This is a genomic window from Pelagibius sp. Alg239-R121 (genome assembly GCF_947331435.1).
In the GTDB taxonomy this organism is placed as follows: domain Bacteria; phylum Pseudomonadota; class Alphaproteobacteria; order Kiloniellales; family Kiloniellaceae; genus Denitrobaculum.
Genome location: NZ_CAMZOF010000004.1, coordinates 1 through 17511 on the forward strand (window position 1 = coordinate 1; position 17511 = coordinate 17511).

Sequence of the window (17511 nt, forward strand, 5' to 3'; positions counted from 1 at the left end):
GATACAGAAACTGAAAGCAGCTTAAATTCTACTGACAGGCCCCTCTAAAATTGGGGGGATTACCGTTGGATTGCTTGTAATGTAGAGGGCAGAAAGGCTTTCAGGCCCTTTTCCATCTCCTCGAGACTGTCTTAGAAATTTCTACGCCCCATGACTTACGCCACGGTGATTGGCCGTTTGAAGTATGGAGTTGTCATCAGGCATAGCGGGAACGGTGGTCGATGACGTTCTGCAAGTAGGTCCGTCCAATCCCTTTCAAATGGTCGATTAAGAAGGTGTCGACAGCCATCAGGTCGCTTGTATAGTAGGTCTCAATGTGGCGTTCGCGAAACTCGGGTTGAAGTGTTCCAGCAGTCTGATTTGCTCTTCGCTCAGCCCGAGTTTTTTGCCCCAGATATGCTTTCCCAGAAGCAGCAAGCGCTTATCTTAGGTCAAGAGATTATGGTCGCTTAAGACCCAACGTATCTCGCCGAAGGAAACCTGAACGCCTTTTAATGTGAGTTCATAAGCTACCCGCCGATGGTCTTGACTGGAACCCTCCAGAGCGTGATCGAAGATCGCCCGCTCAAATGCCACGGAGACCTAGTTCGAATGCGGTCCTCTGGCACCAAGCTGCCGGTTTATCAGTCCGGCGACAGCGTGGGTCTGGAGGTTTCGCTGGGTCTCGTAAAACTGCCGGCGGGAATAGCCCATGATCCTACAGGCGTTGGATACGTTGTGCACATCCATCGGCCAGTTCAAGCAAAGTCAGCGTGCGATGTGCTAACTAAATGCATGATCACAGGACATCATACCGGCCCCGGCATGTCCTCGGGGTCGATGCCCGGGACATAGGTAATGCCCGCTAACTGTTTCCAATTGTGCGGATAGGCCGCGTAAAAAATCACGGCTTTTTCATCTGCTTCATATTTGATGTGATTGTCTTTTGGAATGTAGAGGACGTCACCCGGTTTGCAGATATAGGCCTCGCCATCACAAACTAGGCGGAAGGTGCCTTCCATGCAGTAGATGATCTCGTCGCAGGTCAGATCCCAAGGCACCGAAACCTTGTTCAGGAAGTTGAGCCCGCCGCACATGGTGTCACTGACGCTGCTGGTGACGAAAGGCTTGATGTAGGTCTGCCCCGGCTCAAGGGTTTCCAGGCGGTTTTGTATGTCAGTGAATTTGTAGAGCTGTGGTTTTGCCATGGTAATGTTTCCTGTTGGGTTAAGCGTTGGGTGTATTGAGGATGGATTCGTTGAGTTCGACCTTGTAACCGTCCGGATCTTCGACAAAGGCAATGACACGTGTGCCATGTTTCATGGGGCCTGCGGGGCGGGTGATGGTGACACCCTTTGCGGCGAGATCATCACAGGTGCGATAGACGTCGGGGACCTCGAAGCAGATGTGCCCCCAGCCATTACCCTTGTCGTAGACGTCCGACTGTTCCCAGTTATGGGTGAGTTCGAGGGTCGGAAATTCGGCTTCCGGTCCATAGCCGATAAAGGTGTTGGTGAACTTGCCGTCCGGGTAATCGCGTCGGCGGAGTACCTGCATACCCAGAATGCCGACGTAGAATTCGAGCGATTTTTCCATGTCTCGGACGCGCATCATCGTATGCGCAAGGCGGTAACCCCGTTCCTGCGGTTCGCGTTTCTGGTCTGTCACTGTGCTTCTCCCCGTAATCATTCGTTGTGGCGGTCAGGAAACCGCAGCTGCAACTAGCTCCTGAAAGCGCCGGACGCTGTTCTCCCATTCCGGGGAGAGAAAACCGCCGGATTCTGCAATATCGGATAGGCGCCCCATCTGTAGCCGCTCGCAGATTTCATGATCTTCGCGATGCACGTCGCTCCAGAGCTTTTTGAGCGCTTCTGTTTGTGATTCGTCGGGCCTGCTGCCGTCAGTGGTGTAGATGGCGCGGCGCTGATGGGTTTGCCCGGGTCCGATCGGTGTGTTCAGATGAACGCCGATCTGGTCAGGGAAGTATCGCCCGAAGACGAAGTTGGGAAACAACGTCAGGTAACGCGACGAGACGGCAAGTGTCTTTCCAGCCCGATACTGTTCGAGATCTTCGTCGGAAAGGTCGACCGCACTGCCCAGGCAGGGTCCGTCTATCACTGTGTAGTGATCACGCAGGGGCTGCTTGGTGGTTTCCTTGTGGACAAACTGAACGTGGTAGGGCTCGATAAAGTTCTCCATCAAGGCCTTCCAGTTGGCCTGGACTATACCAAGGTCGATAACCCCAACCAATTTGATCTGGTTCAGATCAAGTGCCTCAAGGTTTCGGACCAAGGGTTGGATGAAGTCATCGAAATTTTGGGCGTCGCCGCCCAAATTGACGAAGATCCAGTCATGCCAGATTGCCGTCCGGACAGGCACCAGACCTGTTTCCGCCCGGTCGAAGCCCTCTGCGCTGTGGCTGTTACGGCCACCGAAGTAGGGCGTTGCGCGCAGTTCGCCGTTTAGGCTGTAAGCCCAGGCATGGTAAGGGCATTTCAGCAACCGGCCGACATTGCCAGGTGTGTCGACGAGCTTTAGACAGCGGTGGCGGCAGACATTGTGGAATCCGTTGATCTCGCCGTCCCGGTTGCGCAGAAGCAACAGCGGCTTTCCCGCCACGGTTACGGGAACGGCGTCTCCCGCGTTGGTCAGCTCATGGGTAAAGCCGACGAAAACCCACGAGTCAGGAAACAGTTTTTCAGTTTCGCGTTGCCAGAATGTCTCGCCGGTATAGGCGGAACCTGGGAGACCGTGGGCCGCAGCCGTTACCGACTGGCCGCAGAGGTTTCCGAGAAGTCCTGAAGACTTTTGGTCCTCCAAGTGCCGTGATCGCATAGTGCCATCTCCACAGAACGAAACGCCTCGAGGGCGGGCGACACTCTTGTCGAGATCAAGCATTAGCGTGCCAGCGTTTCTCTGGCGAACGCGTCTTTCTCAGGCTTGTTGAAATAATTTCCGTGTTCGCAGGACGCAGGGAAGGCTCAGGGCGCTCGACCCGCTTCGTTTAGGATCCAGGTGACGAACTTCTTTACGGCTGGAATCTTCATGCGATTGGCTGGTGCAATGATGTAATAGGCATAACTGTCGAGACGGGCGTCAAAAGGGCAGACGAGCTGGCCGCTGTTCAGATCATCTTCGATGAGTGAAGGGCAAACCAGGGCAAAGCCCTCGCCGGCAATTGCGGCACTATGGCGAACGTTCGAATCTTCGAAGAAGAGCTTGCCACCGGCCCAGAGATTGGGCTCACCCGCGGCAGTCAGCCATTCTTGCCAGCTTCGCTCATCGTTTTCGTGCAGAAGCTTATGCTTTGCCAGATCGCTGGGCTTGGTAACCGTCATTTCACCCTTAAGGATGTCAGGACTGCAAGCAGGGCTCAAATCACCTGGCCAGAGCAGGCGCGCATGTGTTGGAACTTCGCTGACATGCAGCCATTCGATCGCGACATGGATATTTGGATTTCCGAAGTCGGCAGGGCCATTGTGGTGGAAAAAGCGGACGTCGAGACCCGGAAGCTTACGCCAAAGGCGGCTCATACGCGGACCGAGCCAGCGAGCGGCAAAGTGTGAACGAAGCGAAACCCCGAGAGGTGAGGCGGTCGTTCGCGCTGCAACATCGGCTGCGCCCTGTCGGATCAAGCTGAAAGCTTGGGAGAGATAATCGAAGAGAATCTGGCCTTCTGGCGTCAATCCGAATTTCTTGCTGTTACGTTCTAGGAGATCCGCATTCATGAAGTCTTCGAGATTACGCAGCTGATGGCTGACTGCGGACGATGTTACGCTCAGTTCTTCGGCGGCCTTTTGAAAGCTTTGATGCCGGGCGACCGCTTCAAAAGCGCGAAGGGCGTTGAGGGGAGGTAGCACGTCCTTAGATCCCAAATCCGCTTCGGCGCTGAGACGACCCTCAATGCCGGTGTCTGCGATCTTTCATTTCTTCAGGCTCAAGGTCAAACCAAGAAAGTGCCGGCGACCCATTCAGGTCACCGGCATATAAGTTTGCCGACAAAAGAATGCGGTCTTTCATGTGCGGAAAGCTAGGCGCTTCCTGGTTGCTGGCAGAGTCAAGAGTGCCAAGCTGAGCAAACCAAAGCCGAAGGATGCTAGAGATGCCGGTTCCGGTACACTGGCTGTTGGCGGCACGATCTGTGACAGGTCGCCGATGGTCATGTTGTCGAATGCGAAGATGTCACTTGTGGTGCTGTTGGCGAAGGTAAGTTGGGTGAAGGGTGAGTCGGTGATCAGGCCGAAAAAGAGAACCGATCCATCCGTACTGCCGCCGCTGCCGACCGTGTTACCGATGTCGAGGGATTCAGTAACGCCGTTCGCCAGAGTCAGGGACAGTTCACCGCCGAAATCACCAATGTCGATCCCGTAGAAGCCGAATGCCGCGATGCCGTTGTCGAAATCGATTTGGAAGTTGGCACCATCCACATCGAGATATTGATCTCCGGAGATGGGATAACGCCCATAGCCATTGGTCCCGCTCGTGCGGTTGTTTATAACGATGTTCGAACCAGCGGGATTGGATAGGGTCGAAGTGATAGTCGAGCCCATGCTGCCGGGAAACGACAGTGCCAGAGATGAGACCGAGCCAGAAGAGAAACTCTCAAACTCTTCGGTGCCCGTCCCGCTTAAATTTGAGAGAAACTCTGCCGCTGCTGCATCTGCGTTGGGTGTGCTGGACAGGCGCGTCGTGCGGCTGTTGTGGAGATCCTCACCAAAGAACGTCCTTATAGGTTCGGCCTGGGCTGCAACCGCCAGTGCGGCCATGGCCGTGCAACCGAGCACTGTACGGATGGCTATGCGTTTAAATTTTTTTCTCACGTTTCAGTCTCCTTATTGGCGTTTTTGGGTGAAACCGCGCCAGCTCCGCAGAGGGACGGTACGAACCATTGGGTCAATAAGGGCAACCTTCGTGCCATGCGGCGGGTAGATGCGATTTCTCGAAGACTTTGGTATGATAAATCCAGTTGGTGAACTGGCAGAGAAACAGCTTCAAAAGGACAGTGTGAATTTCGGTAACGAGTTGAAAAACAATATTTAAATATGTTCTCTTAAGCCAGAAACAGCCGCGAGTGTTTTTTGTTTCAGTATGATGCGATTCGAGGTTCGATCCGTTATTGTGGATATGGAATCAGGACAACGCATCTTGCCAGATTGCGAACAGCGTCACTTTCAGAACGAGCCGATCCTTTGCGAATTGCGAAGTATGTCGGAGCTTCTGCAGCAGGACTGCGCGTTTTCCCTAGCTTGTTTTCCTAGTGGCATTAACGCTAAAGCTGACGGGTCAGTCTTTGCCAGGGGGTGGTTTTGCAATTGGATCAACCGAAGAAACGCGCCGAAGCGATGGTGAGGACAAGAGATGAATACTGATCAAATCATTCTGTTCGCCTTGCTTTTTGCAGTTTTTGCGATGCTGTTGTGGGGACGTTACCGTTACGACCTCATTGCGTTTGGCGCGCTGGTTGTGGCGGTGGTGACCGGGACAGTGCCGACCGCAGACGCCTTCTCGGGATTTGGTCATCCGGCCGTGGTGATCATTGCGCTGGTATTGATCGTCAGCAAAGGCCTGGTTTTGTCCGGCGCGATCGACCTAATCACCCGCTATCTGATTGATGGTAGCCGGAAGCTCTCCAGCCACATCGCGGTCATGAGCGGCTTGGGCGCGTTCTTTTCCGCTTTCATGAACAACGTCGGCGCGCTCGCTTTGCTGATGCCGGTCGAATTGCAGGCCAGTGCAAAGGCCAAACGATCGCCGGCATTGACCCTCATGCCGCTGTCCTTTGCCACCATCCTGGGTGGCCTGGTAACGCTGATCGGCACGCCGCCCAATATCATCATTGCAGCCTTTCGCGAAAAGTCGCTGGGCGAGAGCTATTCCATGTTTGATTTTGCACCAGTTGGTTTTGCCTGTGCCGTTGCTGGTGTCGCTTTTGTCGCTCTCATCGGCTGGCGCTTGATCCCCGGCGAACGCGGCGAGCACGATAGCGGGCAGGAATTGATGGACCTGCAGGGCTATATCGCCGAGGTCAGGGTGCCCGAAGAATCCCCGACAATTGGCCGTAAGATATTGGATTTGGACGAGGAGGCCGACGATTGTGACGCCCACATCGTGGGACTGGTGCGCCGCGGAAAGCGCTTGCCGGGCATGGCGAGGCGCGAAGAGATCGTTGGTGGTGACATTCTGGTGGTTGAGGCCGGGCCAGAGGCGATCGATAAGCTGGTGGGCAGTCTTAAGCTGGAATACGTCGGCAGTGAGAAGCATGCCAAGGCGGACGAGGGCGGACAAAAGCTGATGGAAGTTGTGGTGCCGCGGCATGCCCGGATCGAAGGACGCTCTGCACTGGATGTCAGCCTGCTATACCGCCATGGCGTCACATTGCTGGGGGTTTCACGCAGGGGGCAACGCTTTCGGGACCGGGTGCGCAAGCTGATGATCTCCGCGGGTGATGTGCTGTTGCTGCTCGGACCGTCTGAGCGCCTGCCCGAGGTTGCGAGTTGGCTGGGGACGTTGCCGCTGGCAGAGCGCGGCCTGGAGGTGATCCAACGGGAAAAGGCGGCCTTGGCCGCGGGTTTCTTTGCGCTGGCGATCGTACTGGCGAGTGTCGGCATCGTTTACCTGCCGATCGCGCTTGCGGGCGTGGTAATCGCCTACGTGCTGCTGAAAATCATGCCTTTGCGCCAAATCTATGACTTCGTGGAATGGCCGGTGATCGTTCTGCTCGCCTGTCTGATCCCGATCGGTCAGGCCCTTGAGACCAGTGGCGGTACAGCTTTGATTGCGGAAGGGATTGTCGCGGTCTCGACCGGCTGGTCGCCGGCGGTCGTGTTGACCATTCTTATGATCGTGACAATGACCCTGTCGGACGTGCTTAACAATACGGCGACTACAGTGATCGCAGCGCCGATCGCGATCGATATCGCCGGGCGACTTGGGGTTAGTGCGGATCCGTTCCTGATGGCCGTCGCTGTGGCGGCCAGCTGTGCGTTTCTGACACCGATTGGGCATAAGAACAACACCTTGGTCATGGGACCTGGCGGTTACGCATTCGGGGACTATTGGCGCATGGGATTGCCACTCGAGATTTTGATCGTGGCCGTTGCGGTGCCGGTGATTCTAGTGGTCTGGCCCTTCTAGATTTTGCTGTGACGCAATCTTTGGCAGAGCTCAGGCTGCGTTCACAGGCTCCAGATTGGGCGCGGTCATTGCCGTTAGCCCTTTTTCCGTAAATGCCGATGCGGTGCTTGCAACCTCAACAGAAGTAACGTCTCCCTGTGGGTGCCGGACATGCTCTTTGGGCCATAGGAAGTAGCGTAAAAGAATTTCGCCGTAGCCGCTGAAGCGGTATCCGCCATTCGCCGTCAGGAGTTCGCCTCGCCGGGCCTTGAATCGTGCCGGTAGGCGATACCATGCCAATCCCGGCTCGGCGTGATGAAGCGCATGGAGATTGTTGTTCAGGAACAGAAGAGACATGAGTCCACGGGATTCGACGATGACCGTGCGTTCGTCGACACCGGGATGGGCGCGGTGCTCGGCGAAGGAGCGTATGAGCGACAAGGAGATTGCCGGATAGACAAAGAGGGCGATGTAGGTCAGGAGCGGGATCTGACAAATGCCGACCACCCAGGTGAGAACAAGCGCGCAGCCTGCAGCATGGACGCACCAAGTGCCCAGATTCTGCAGTTGGCCACGGCGGAGCTGCCCAAACTCGTTCCTGTAGAGATGCCAGATGCACACCGCGGGCCCAATCAGTAAGCGGCCGAGAAAGCTGTTGTGGACAAAGTAGAAAAATCGGGCAGTCCGTCCCAATGAGGTCCAGTGTTGTGGTGTCAGGTAGTAAGATTCAGGGTCTTCAAGAGGATCGGTCAGCTTTGCGTTGCAGTGATGTCGAAGGTGGGCGGAGCGGTAGAGGCCGTAGGGGATCCAGAGCCAAAGGCTGGGAAAGATCAAGACTTCATTGAGCCTGCGCCAAGCGGTGGGGTGGCCATGCACAACCTCGTGTTGGAGTGACCCGTGCCATGCGATGAGATAGATGCCAATTGCGGCTGCAAGCCACCAGGGGAGAGTGTGAAAGTACCAGGTAATGAGCCCGAACCCGCTGTAGATAACGAACGCTAGCACGAGCGTGGGCCATTCGATCGTGGGTATTTGAGCGGGGCGTGCTCTTTCCTGAGGCGACTCCGATTCCCGTCTTCGGACTGCTCTCTTAGTAGTTGTTACGCCGAACATCGATTTCCTTTTCACCACACAGAAGCCTGATTCCAGGCATGTTTTTCAATGAGCCATCACGTGGATAGCGAGAGTCCGATCGAGTTTCGCTGGAACAACGAAGCGTGAATCCGCCACTCATCATTAAAGTTCGAGGGTGGTTCACGCTCTTGACCTTCGCTGTCAGGAGCGATCGCACTCTGAGAGCCAAATTGGGTGGGCCGCGGCATTTTTAGTGTCGTCTGATTGGCGTGACCGCTTCCCCAGGCGATCCCGAGCTCATGTGTCAATTGTACGAGCGAAATGAAAATGACAATAGTGCGATTCGGCGCACAATACGTTGATAGTGGTATGCAAACACGTCAAATGGTGATAACTGTAAACAAAATTGATGCAAATCGAGGAACAAAAGTGGATCGTCGTGAAACCGTCGAAGTTTTCCGGGAACGGTTAACCGACGTTATTGAACGCTCGGGTCTGAGCCGATCCGCCTTCGCGGCATCAGCTGGCCTTGACCGTTCGACGCTGTCGCAATTGTTGTCGTCCAACAACGACCGTCTGCCCCGGGCCGAGACCATTGCGGCTATCGCAGCAGCCCAGCAAGTCAGCGTAGATTGGCTGTTGGGGCTGAGCCAGATCGATCAGGAAGGCATCAATATCATGGGGCAGCCGCTGGAAATTGAATCCGGCGCTGGATCTCCCGTCGATGAGCGCTTGATCCGTTGGCATGCGGAGGCTGAGGGTTACAAGATTCGCTATGTGCCGTCGACCTTGCCGGATCTGCTGAAAACCGAGGCTGTCACACGCTACGAATATCGTGATTATGCGCCGATTTCACCCGAGCGCGGGCTCGAACAGGCCTCTCATCGCCTGGAATACAGCCGGCGTCCGGAAACCGATCTTGAGGCTTGCTGTTCGTTTCAGTCGGTACAGGATTTCGCGCGAGGACATGGGATCTGGGGCGACTTTCCGGCAGAGTCGCGTCATGAGCAGCTGTTGGCGATGATGTCGTTGATCGACGAACTCTACCCTGCCTTTCGCTGGTTCCTGTTCGATGGTTTACAGCGTTATTCTGTCCCCGTCACACTCTTTGGCCGGCAGAGGGCGGCGGCTTATTTCGGCAATATGTACTTCGTGTTCAATTCGACCGAACATATCCGTGTCCTGAACCGGCATTTCGACGAGCTGATCCGTTCGGCGGTCATTCAGCCCACTGACGTCATTGGGTTCTTGGAACGGCTCCTGTCGGATGTAAAGTGAAGCGAAGACACAGAAAGTGATCGCAAATCAGTCGCCTAGGCGATCGTCAATCCTGAAAGGATGGAGTTAGAAAAATGCGTGAGGAGATGGAAGGGGTTGAAGACAGGGAGGATGAGCAGCCGAGTGCGACTGGTGGCTGCTTGTGCGGAGCCGTGCGCTATCAACTCTTCGGCCCATTGCGCGATGTGGTCAACTGCCACTGCGGCCAGTGTCTGAGAACCCACGGCAACTTCGCCGCCTATTCCAAGGTGAAGCGCGCCGCATTCAAATTTGTCGAGCGGCAGGGTTTGCGCTGGTATGGCTCGTCCGACCGTGCCCGACGGGGATTCTGTCGGCACTGCGGATCGTCGTTGCTCTGGGAACGATCGGATGGAGACGCGATATCCGTATCGGCGGGAAGCATTGATCGTCCGACCGGCTTGAAAACAACACATGACATTTTTGTCTCGGATAAGGGTGACTACTACGAACTCGCGCCAGGCACCGACATTATCCTTCATGGCGGTTTATCAAAGGAAAAAGAAGGCTCTGCCGCCTTCGGTGCGCATGCAGGAGGACAAGCACTCGCGGGAATGTCCGATAGGGATTCAGGGGATCGGGAATGAGTGGCGCAATAGGACACGCCAGCCTGGCAATGTACGCTATGCCCGAGTTCCAAAGGGCGAACGAAAGTTGGTGGAAGGGACTGTCGCAGGCGATGGTCGCCGAGGGCGTCGATGGCGTTCCCGAACGCCTGGCTGAAGCCTCAAACTTGAAGGCCCATTGGACTAAACCTGATCTCTTGTTCAGCCAAACCTGTGGTTATCCACTGATGCACGGCCTGGCCGGCAAAGTCACCGTGATTGCGACCCCCGGTTACGACTGCCATGGTTGTGAGGGCAGCAACTACTGTAGTTTCATTCTTGTGCGTGAGAACGAGACCGCTGCTGGGCTGTCCGATTTGATTGGACGGTCTGCTGTTGTGAATTCTCATGATTCCCAGTCAGGCTTTTCGGCGCTTCGGGCTGCAATAGCGCCATTTGCCACCGACGGGCGGTTTTTCTCGAGTGTGGGCGTGAGCGGCGGACATATGGCCAGCATGGCTGAGGTGAAGGCTGGAAACGCCGATGTCTGCTCCGTCGACGCTGTTACCTATGCTCTGGCGGCGCGATACCGGCCCTCTGCAACTGAAGGTCTCCGTGTTTTGGCGTTCAGCCCCCAGGCGCCCGGTCTTCCCTACATAACAGCGGGTGGGACAGGAAAAGACCGCTTACAGCGGATCCGCGCGGCGCTCTTTTCGGCGATAGAAGATCCGAAGTTGGCAGATACGCGCGAAGCTTTGCTTATTGAGCGTGCGGAGGTTCTGCCTAACAAGGCTTACGACCGGATCCTGTATCTGGAAAACGAGGCGATTGCACTAGGCTATGCAGATGTCGCGTGAATCAGCCCGCAATTAGTCGTGGAGCCTGTTATTTTTTAGCGACTCAAACGCTAGCTGCGATGACGGCTGCGCCGCAGCAAAATGCCCAGTCCCAGCAGAGCGGCAAACATCAGCGAGAGCGTGCCAGGCTCATTGACCTTGGCAGGCAAAGCTGCCGCTGACGCATTGGAAATGAGAATGTTGTCGATTCCGAAACCGTCCGCGACCGGGGTTGAGAACATGAGGCTGGAAACAAATTGCCCGGTTTCAAGGATGAACCCAAAAAAACCGTTCGAGATGCCGGGTGTGATCGACTGGCTACCGAGTTGAGTCGTGTAACTGATAACGGTGCTGCGATCCATTTCCCGGAAATTTGCGCCAAAGGCTCTTGTTGGTTCATCAAATGTCAGAGTGACGGTTGTCGATCCACCGCTTAATGTTTGTAGATAGAGGCCAGCATAAGGCGTGAAATTGGGCGCTGTCGTTGGGAAGGTAACGGGACTCACCTCAACCTTGTTGAGTTGATTGTGTGCTGGTCCGGACGACGAAAAGGATAAGGGGCCGACATCTAGTGACGAATTCTGGAAAAAGGCGTCGACTCCAAAACTATTAAAATCCACACGAGCGTCAACAGACCCGCCGAGTTGATTCACGAAACCGATCGGGCTGGTATAGGTCATCGGTCCAGCGACGCTGCTGCCCGACGTCGTCGTCAGGCTCGCAGCCGCGATCATGAGAGATAGAGCAACACCTTTGGTCATGAAAAGCTACCTTCTTAACACGCAGGGTCGGCCTGATACCCAGGGCAAACGCGCGTTGCAGGTCATGACTGTTGCCAGACCCCACGAATGCGCTATGCAGAGAACCGCCGATCCCCGAAAAGCCTCAGCTACCAATTCCTGTAGCTGTTTCTTCAATACGTCTAAAAAGCATGACGCTTTTTATCTATCTGACTTGTTTTAGTGCCCAAATGTTAAGATTTGGTTTTTACGATTTCTTAATTTTAGAATTCGTTAACAGGTAATTCGCGCTTAAGGGGAGAATTCGAAACGGTGGAGATTTCCAGTCCTGGCGTTGAAAGAAGAACGCGTCAGCAGGCCTGTGGAGGTTCCTGACTGGACCATTCAATAATGATCGCACCTTAGATAAGACAGGATGTGGACGGAATAACGGGTGCGATGATCCTCTTGCAAAGGTGCGGAGGTTCAACGCATGTGCGGCGATTATATCAGGTTTCGTCGCCGCGGATCCGAAGCACCCAGAGCAGGTTCACAATCACACCTTTCACCCGCGGTAGAAGCAGCAGGGTCAGTAAAAGTGTCAGAGTCGGCCAGACCGCCATGTGGACCCAAAATTCCGGCGGCGAAGTCTGCTCTAAGTAAAGGATCGAGGGCACGATCATGTGCCCGACGATCAGAATTGTAAAATATGGCGGAATATCATCGGCGCGGATGTGCCCCAACGGCTCACCGCAGTGCGAGCAACTGTCCGCAACCTTCACATACCCTTTGAAAGACTTCCCAATCCCGCAAGATGGGCAGCGGCGCAAGAGCCCCCGAAACAAGGAAAGAAGCATGGGGCGCTTTGTTTCGGAAGCCATATATGCCATTGGGATGCTTATCTTTCGAAGGGGATTACGATGACCTGCAAGACAGAGCCGTATGTAATGCCTTTGGAGAGATTTTGCACCCAATAAGATTTGCTCGCCAGAAGTCGGTGCCCTTTAGTTTCGCACCCGTCAGTACGGCGTCACGCAGGTCGGCGTCACTTAAATCTGCCCCACTCAGATCGGCACCGGAAAGATTAGCGCCTTGAAGATTGGCCCGGACCAGGTTTGCGTTTTGAAGATTTGCCTTCCCCAAATCTGCGAAGGAAAGATCTGCTTCGGCGATATCAGCATGCGGCAGTGCGGCATTTGGTATCTTTAAGCCGGCAAGATTCAGGCGGTTCAGATTGGCCCGACTCCCGTCTTTTCCGTTCTGCAGCCAAATGTGATGCCCTGCCATAATATGCAGGAGTTGTCGTGCCTTAGCAGATTTCAAGGAGTTAGTGTCGCTGGATTTCCCGCTTTTGGCTTCCGCTGGTTTTTCGATTAACAAGGTGTCATCCGGCAGGCGGGTACAGACATACTTTACCCGTAGCTGCCGACGGGCGTCGGCTTCATTGGTGGCGATGACCTCGCCGGTATTCGACCCTTCGTCTTGGTCAAATGTCAGGCGGTATACAAATGTTTTCTTTGCCATAGGGGACTCCCTCGCTCAGGCCCGTCTTGTCAAAATTGCAAACCGCCGGACTGTTGGATTGGCTTCGGCCGCGCGGTTTTGACGCAGGCATAGACCGCAATATCCAGGTGGCGGAGTTCGTTAACCATAACGTAGAGGCCTTAGAAAGTTGTTAACGCGCTCCCCAAAACACCGCGGCTGATTTGAGAAATTTTTGACTGCTGACCAGGTTGCTGCAAGAAGTGCCGGATAAGTGACTTGACATAATTGAACGATCGTTCCAGTTATGCAGCAACTTAGATCTGAAGGAAGCCTGTCATGAGCACGATCACTCCACTGTTTCCCCGTCAAGCCGTTCCATCGCTGGATTTACCGACTGTTGGTGGCGGTACCTGGTCGCTTGCCGATCAAAAGCCTGAAAACTTCACCATGCTGGTGGTTTACCGCGGTCTCCACTGCCCGATCTGCTCGATGTACCTCGGTGATCTCAATCAAAAGCTTGAGCAGTTTGCCGAGCGCGGCGTTTCGGTTTTCGTTGCGTCGAGTGACGATGCGGATCGTGCCACCGAAGCCAAGGAGAAGTGGAAGCTCGACAAACTGACGCTGGGATATGGCCTCAGCTTGGACAAGGCCCGCGAGTGGGGGCTCTACGTTTCCGCTGGTATCGGCACGACGTCGATCGGCATTGAAGAGCCTGCAATGTTCAGTGAGCCGGGTATCTTTCTGATTCGTCCGGATGGGACTCTTTACTTCGGCAGCGTTCAGACCATGCCTTTTGCCCGTCCGGCCTTCGGCGACATTCTCAAGGCCTTGGATTTCGTAATTGCAAAAGGGTACCCCGCACGAGGCGAGGTTCTTAATCATCAGGCGCAGGCTGCCGAATAGGCATTTTCACTCGAGCAACGTGACGGAACAAATGCTTGCCGTTTGAAAGACGGCAATCGCTATCATCGTCTTATGTGCAAATCAGCAATGAGGGCTCTCCTATTTGAGGAGAGCCCTTTTTTGCTTTTATTGCTTCACCGAATGGGAAACGACTCGGGGGGAAGTCGGGGAGTCTGGCCGGAGGCTCCGGGAAGAACACCCGGGTTCGAGCCATCCAATTGAGGGATGGCTTGGAAAGATGCAGAAAAAATAAAACCCCGGCGGAGTCGCCGGGGCAGAAGTAGTGAGTCGGAGTGACAGGGTAGAATTCAGCGACTCAAACACGGGGTGTGTTAGAATTTAGATGAGGATGAAACTTGAATTTTCAAGAGGTTGCCGAACCAAGCCGAGTGATCATGACGAAACGGGCTCTTCTTTAATGGTCATGAGATTCGACCGTACGCGAATTATACACAGCATGTCGATCCGCGTTAGTGGATCCTCCGACTGAGGTGACCTCTGGTCAAAATTAAGTCTCTGATGTAGTAAGTTTTCGAAAATATCATAAATAACAATGCACTAGATAAATTTTTACCTTTGTAAATAAAACTTAATGATGTGTGAAACGTCAGCCGATACAGCGAATCAGCGTAAAATTCTCAACAAATTTATCCACACCCTAATCAGATCAATCGGACGACTTAATATCCACCCGATTACAACGGCACATACCCCGCACAACCGACATGTGTAAGAGGCTTATGCAGTTCATAGATGGCGACAGGACTGTTTTGCTTTGGATTGATCCAGGATGTTTTCGTGGGTTGGCCAGTAACTCTTCTTCACGTGTTTTACTCTGTAGATGCCTTATCTGACTGATTCGAATATTTGACCGGCGAAAAGGTCAGTTAAAACAAATTTTTATCGGAAGACCTGGGGATACTTCTGCGAATTTCCACTCAGCGAGGCGATCTGATAAGCAGCAAATTCAGAGGCCTGGCACCGGGGCCTTTGCCGCATTGCGTGCAGTTTAATTCTGCCATAACCGACTGTATCTCTGGTGTTCGTAGTAATGGGCCTCGGTCAAGCGAGAAGCTGGGCAACTTCATCCGAATAACCGCTACTGACTTAGTAGTGGAGATGAAAAGAAAATTAGTTTGGTGAATGAAGCAACGTCGAAGGTAACAAAATATTTACCAAGTGAGTTTAAACGATACGCCACCAAGGCGTGAATCGCCGGACCTTACTTCATAATTTTGAGGATTTAGAATGGTTGCGAAAAAACGGACGGCGACGCCTCGGGCTACTGCCAAGGCTAAACCGGCAAAAGTAACGAAGGCCGCTGCGAAACCAGCTGCTCGTAAGACGGCTGCTGCTAAAAAGCCAGTCGCTAAGAAAACCGTTGCTGCTAAGAAGCCAGTCGCTAAGAAGGCTGTAGCTAAGAAGCCAGTCGTCAAAAAGACTGCTGCTAAAAAGCCGGTCGTCAAGAAGGCTGTAGCTAAGAAGCCGGTCGCCAAGAAGACTGCGGCTAAGAAGCCAGTCGCCAAGAAGACTGCGGCTAAGAAGCCAGTCGCCAAGAAGACTGCAGCTAAGAAGCCTGTAGCCAAGAAGACTGCGGCTAAGAAGCCAGTAGCAAAGAAGACTGCAGCTAAGAAGCCGGTCGCCAAGAAGTCTGCTGCTAAGAAGCCAGTCGCTAAGAAGTCTGCTGCTAAGAAGCCAGTCGCTAAGAAGACTGCTGCTAAGAAGCCAGTCGCCAAGAAGACTGCAGCTAAGAAGCCGGTCGCCAAGAAGACTGCAGCTAAGAAGCCAGTCGCCAAGAAGACTGCAGCTAAGAAGCCAGTCGCTAAGAAGACTGCTGCTAAGAAGCCAGTAGCTAAGAAGCCTGCTGCTAAGAAGCCGGTAGCAAAGAAGACTGCGGCCAAGAAGCCGGTTGCTAAGAAGGCTGCAGCTAAGAAGCCCGCTGCTAAGAAGACAGATGCTAACAAGACTGCAGCCAAGAAGCCGGCTGCTAAGAAGGCCGCTGCTAAGAAGCCAGTTGCTCGCAAGACGGCAGCCAAGAAGCCAGCTGCTAAGAAGGCCGCTGCTAAGAAGCCAGTTGCTCGCAAGACGGCAGCCAAGAAGCCAGCTGCTAAGAAGGCCGCTGCTAAGAAGCCAGTTGCTCGCAAGACTGCAGCCAAGAAGCCGGTTGCTAAAAAGGCCGCTGCTAAGAAGCCAGTTGCCCGCAAGACGGCAGCCAAGAAGCCGGCCGCTAAGAAGGCCGCTGCTAAGAAGCCAGTTGCTCGTAAGACGGCAGCCAAGAAGCCGGCTGCTAAGAAGGCCGCTGCTAAGAAGCCAGTTGCTCGCAAGACGGCAGCCAAGAAGCCTGCCGTTCGCAAGGTTGTCGCTAAGAAGCCGATGGCCAAGGCCGCTATTGCTAAGAAGCCGATTGCGCGTAAAGCTGTCACCAAGCGTCCGTCTGCTACTAAGGCTGCGGTCAAACGCCCAGTGTCGGTAAAACCCTTTCGTTATGTATGGTCGAATGGTGCTGTCAGCCGGTAATCTATCGGCGGCAAGAGCATATCGCTCATAAGAAAAGCGGGGCCTTTCAGGTCCCGCTTTTTTATTTCCTTCGAGTCTTCTGCTCAAAGGCTGATGTAGGCATAGGGTCTTAATTTAGTGCACCTGCGCAGTCGGTAACCGAGGCTGCATCTGTGATCAGGTTATCAAGCGCTCGAGCTCGCGAATGCCGGTCGGCGTCACTGACGTTTCACCAGCACGTGTCGTTACCGGCTATTGATTTCTTCTTGGATAACGACCGCGAGGCATTTGGCGGATCCCGGGCGGTCTTTCAGTACTCTACGGTGACTTTGAAAGACTGGCGTCAGGACTCCGGCAATAAAACGGGCAGGCGTTAGTTGCGAACGCCTTCAACCATGACGGTTCCATCCATAATATGCCGACGTAGATCGTTAAGGCCTTGCTGCAGTTCTTCATGAGTGTCACGGAGCTGCTTCAGATCTTCGATGCTGCTGGCGGAGACGCTTTTACCCTTGGATGACTCGAGTAGTGTCGCGAGGTAGCGGCCTTTGGCGCGTGCCACCTGCTTGACGAGCGCCGCCACTTCAGTGCGTTCAACTTTAATGACGTGCTGTATGATCTCCGCCTGGCTTTCGTTGCGGATCATGTCTTCGATCATCCGGTCGTACTGCCCAGCGGCCACGGCACCTGAATTGCCAGGACTGGATGTGGTCTTGGGCAGCTTTTTATCCTGCTTTACAGCTTGTGACAGCTTATCAGAAAGGCCCGCCTTCAGCTTCGGGGCAATCGCGCTGGCAGCTGTCTCCGCTGGTGGGTCGATGGGTTTGGCCACCGGAACCGAGATGTCGAGGTCGGCTGTCGTACTTTCCTTCATCCACGATCGTGCGGAATTGAACTGATGCTTGATGTCACCTGGTTCGATAAGAGACATGAACTTCCTCTTCTGACTGAATCTTCCTGTTTGCAGTGGATATGCAAAGTCTGGACCAGAGAGAGGTTCGGTGGAGGGATAGTGTCCGGTCGTTATTGCCGAGGCGGTGGAGACCATGAACTCGCTTCTTATTC

At 54.2% G+C, this 17511-nt stretch carries 17 protein-coding genes; 6 read left to right on the top strand and 11 right to left on the bottom strand.

Features of this window, described 5'->3' with window-relative positions; all coding sequences use genetic code 11:
• Window positions 1-582: 582 nt before the first annotated feature.
• The 6 genes from QMZ18_RS37065 to QMZ18_RS13555 all read right to left on the bottom strand — a co-directional run bounded on the left by QMZ18_RS37065 (window position 583) and on the right by QMZ18_RS13555 (window position 4799).
• Complete coding sequence (locus QMZ18_RS37065; RefSeq protein WP_367575952.1) at window positions 583-729, bottom strand: helix-turn-helix domain-containing protein; 147 nt, start codon at window positions 727-729, stop codon at window positions 583-585.
• Between the two features lie 59 nt (window positions 730-788).
• Window positions 789-1187, bottom strand: coding sequence for a cupin domain-containing protein (locus QMZ18_RS13535; protein WP_282606841.1), 399 nt, complete (start codon window positions 1185-1187; stop codon window positions 789-791).
• Window positions 1188-1206: 19 nt separating this feature from the next.
• Window positions 1207-1647, bottom strand: coding sequence for a lactoylglutathione lyase (gene gloA, locus QMZ18_RS13540; RefSeq protein WP_282606842.1), 441 nt, complete (start codon window positions 1645-1647; stop codon window positions 1207-1209).
• Between the two features lie 33 nt (window positions 1648-1680).
• A complete protein-coding gene (locus QMZ18_RS13545; protein ID WP_282606843.1) occupies window positions 1681-2814 on the bottom strand; it encodes an aromatic ring-hydroxylating dioxygenase subunit alpha in 1134 nt (377 codons plus the stop codon).
• Window positions 2815-2960: 146 nt separating this feature from the next.
• Window positions 2961-3839, bottom strand: coding sequence for a LysR substrate-binding domain-containing protein (locus QMZ18_RS13550; protein ID WP_282606844.1), 879 nt, complete (start codon window positions 3837-3839; stop codon window positions 2961-2963).
• A 156-nt stretch (window positions 3840-3995) separates the two neighbouring features.
• A complete protein-coding gene (locus tag QMZ18_RS13555) occupies window positions 3996-4799 on the bottom strand; it encodes a hypothetical protein (protein WP_282606845.1) in 804 nt (267 codons plus the stop codon).
• A 538-nt stretch (window positions 4800-5337) separates the two neighbouring features.
• Between QMZ18_RS13555 and QMZ18_RS13560 the strand changes: the two genes are divergently transcribed.
• On the top strand, window positions 5338-7113 hold the full coding sequence (locus QMZ18_RS13560; protein WP_282606846.1) for an SLC13 family permease: 1776 nt from the start codon (window positions 5338-5340) through the stop codon (window positions 7111-7113).
• Between the two features lie 30 nt (window positions 7114-7143).
• Here the strand turns inward: QMZ18_RS13560 and QMZ18_RS13565 are convergent, their stop codons facing one another.
• Window positions 7144-8097, bottom strand: coding sequence for a fatty acid desaturase (locus QMZ18_RS13565; protein WP_282606847.1), 954 nt, complete (start codon window positions 8095-8097; stop codon window positions 7144-7146).
• A gap of 498 nt (window positions 8098-8595) precedes the next feature.
• Here QMZ18_RS13565 and QMZ18_RS13570 point away from each other — a divergent pair, with 498 nt between their 5' ends.
• The 3 genes from QMZ18_RS13570 to QMZ18_RS13580 all read left to right on the top strand — a co-directional run bounded on the left by QMZ18_RS13570 (window position 8596) and on the right by QMZ18_RS13580 (window position 10864).
• Complete coding sequence (locus tag QMZ18_RS13570; RefSeq protein WP_282606848.1) at window positions 8596-9444, top strand: helix-turn-helix domain-containing protein; 849 nt, start codon at window positions 8596-8598, stop codon at window positions 9442-9444.
• Window positions 9445-9518: 74 nt separating this feature from the next.
• A complete protein-coding gene (locus QMZ18_RS13575) occupies window positions 9519-10049 on the top strand; it encodes a GFA family protein (protein WP_282606849.1) in 531 nt (176 codons plus the stop codon).
• The gene (locus tag QMZ18_RS13580) at window positions 10046-10864 is read left to right on the top strand and encodes a phosphate/phosphite/phosphonate ABC transporter substrate-binding protein (protein WP_282606850.1); all 819 of its coding nucleotides are present in this window, start codon (window positions 10046-10048) and stop codon (window positions 10862-10864) included. The genes QMZ18_RS13575 and QMZ18_RS13580 overlap by 4 nt, the downstream gene beginning before the upstream one ends.
• Window positions 10865-10914: 50 nt before the next feature.
• On the opposite strand, the gene QMZ18_RS13585 is transcribed toward QMZ18_RS13580, so the two are convergent.
• The 3 genes from QMZ18_RS13585 to QMZ18_RS13595 form a co-directional block, all read right to left on the bottom strand.
• Complete coding sequence (locus QMZ18_RS13585; protein WP_282606851.1) at window positions 10915-11523, bottom strand: hypothetical protein; 609 nt, start codon at window positions 11521-11523, stop codon at window positions 10915-10917.
• A gap of 548 nt (window positions 11524-12071) precedes the next feature.
• Window positions 12072-12452 (bottom strand): DUF983 domain-containing protein, encoded by a 381-nt coding sequence (locus tag QMZ18_RS13590; RefSeq protein ID WP_282606852.1) that lies wholly within the window; start codon window positions 12450-12452, stop codon window positions 12072-12074.
• Between the two features lie 25 nt (window positions 12453-12477).
• Complete coding sequence (locus tag QMZ18_RS13595) at window positions 12478-13086, bottom strand: pentapeptide repeat-containing protein (RefSeq protein ID WP_282606853.1); 609 nt, start codon at window positions 13084-13086, stop codon at window positions 12478-12480.
• A gap of 297 nt (window positions 13087-13383) precedes the next feature.
• Between QMZ18_RS13595 and QMZ18_RS13600 the strand changes: the two genes are divergently transcribed.
• Entirely contained in the window at window positions 13384-13950 is a 567-nt protein-coding gene (locus QMZ18_RS13600; protein ID WP_282606854.1) for a peroxiredoxin-like family protein, read from the top strand.
• 1248 nt (window positions 13951-15198) lie between these two features.
• Window positions 15199-16467, top strand: a complete 1269-nt coding sequence (locus QMZ18_RS13605; protein ID WP_282606855.1) for a histone H1-like repetitive region-containing protein — start codon at window positions 15199-15201, stop codon at window positions 16465-16467.
• A gap of 352 nt (window positions 16468-16819) precedes the next feature.
• On the opposite strand, the gene QMZ18_RS13610 is transcribed toward QMZ18_RS13605, so the two are convergent.
• Window positions 16820-17377, bottom strand: a complete 558-nt coding sequence (locus QMZ18_RS13610) for a hypothetical protein (RefSeq protein WP_282606856.1) — start codon at window positions 17375-17377, stop codon at window positions 16820-16822.
• Between the last annotated feature and the right edge of the window lie 134 nt (window positions 17378-17511).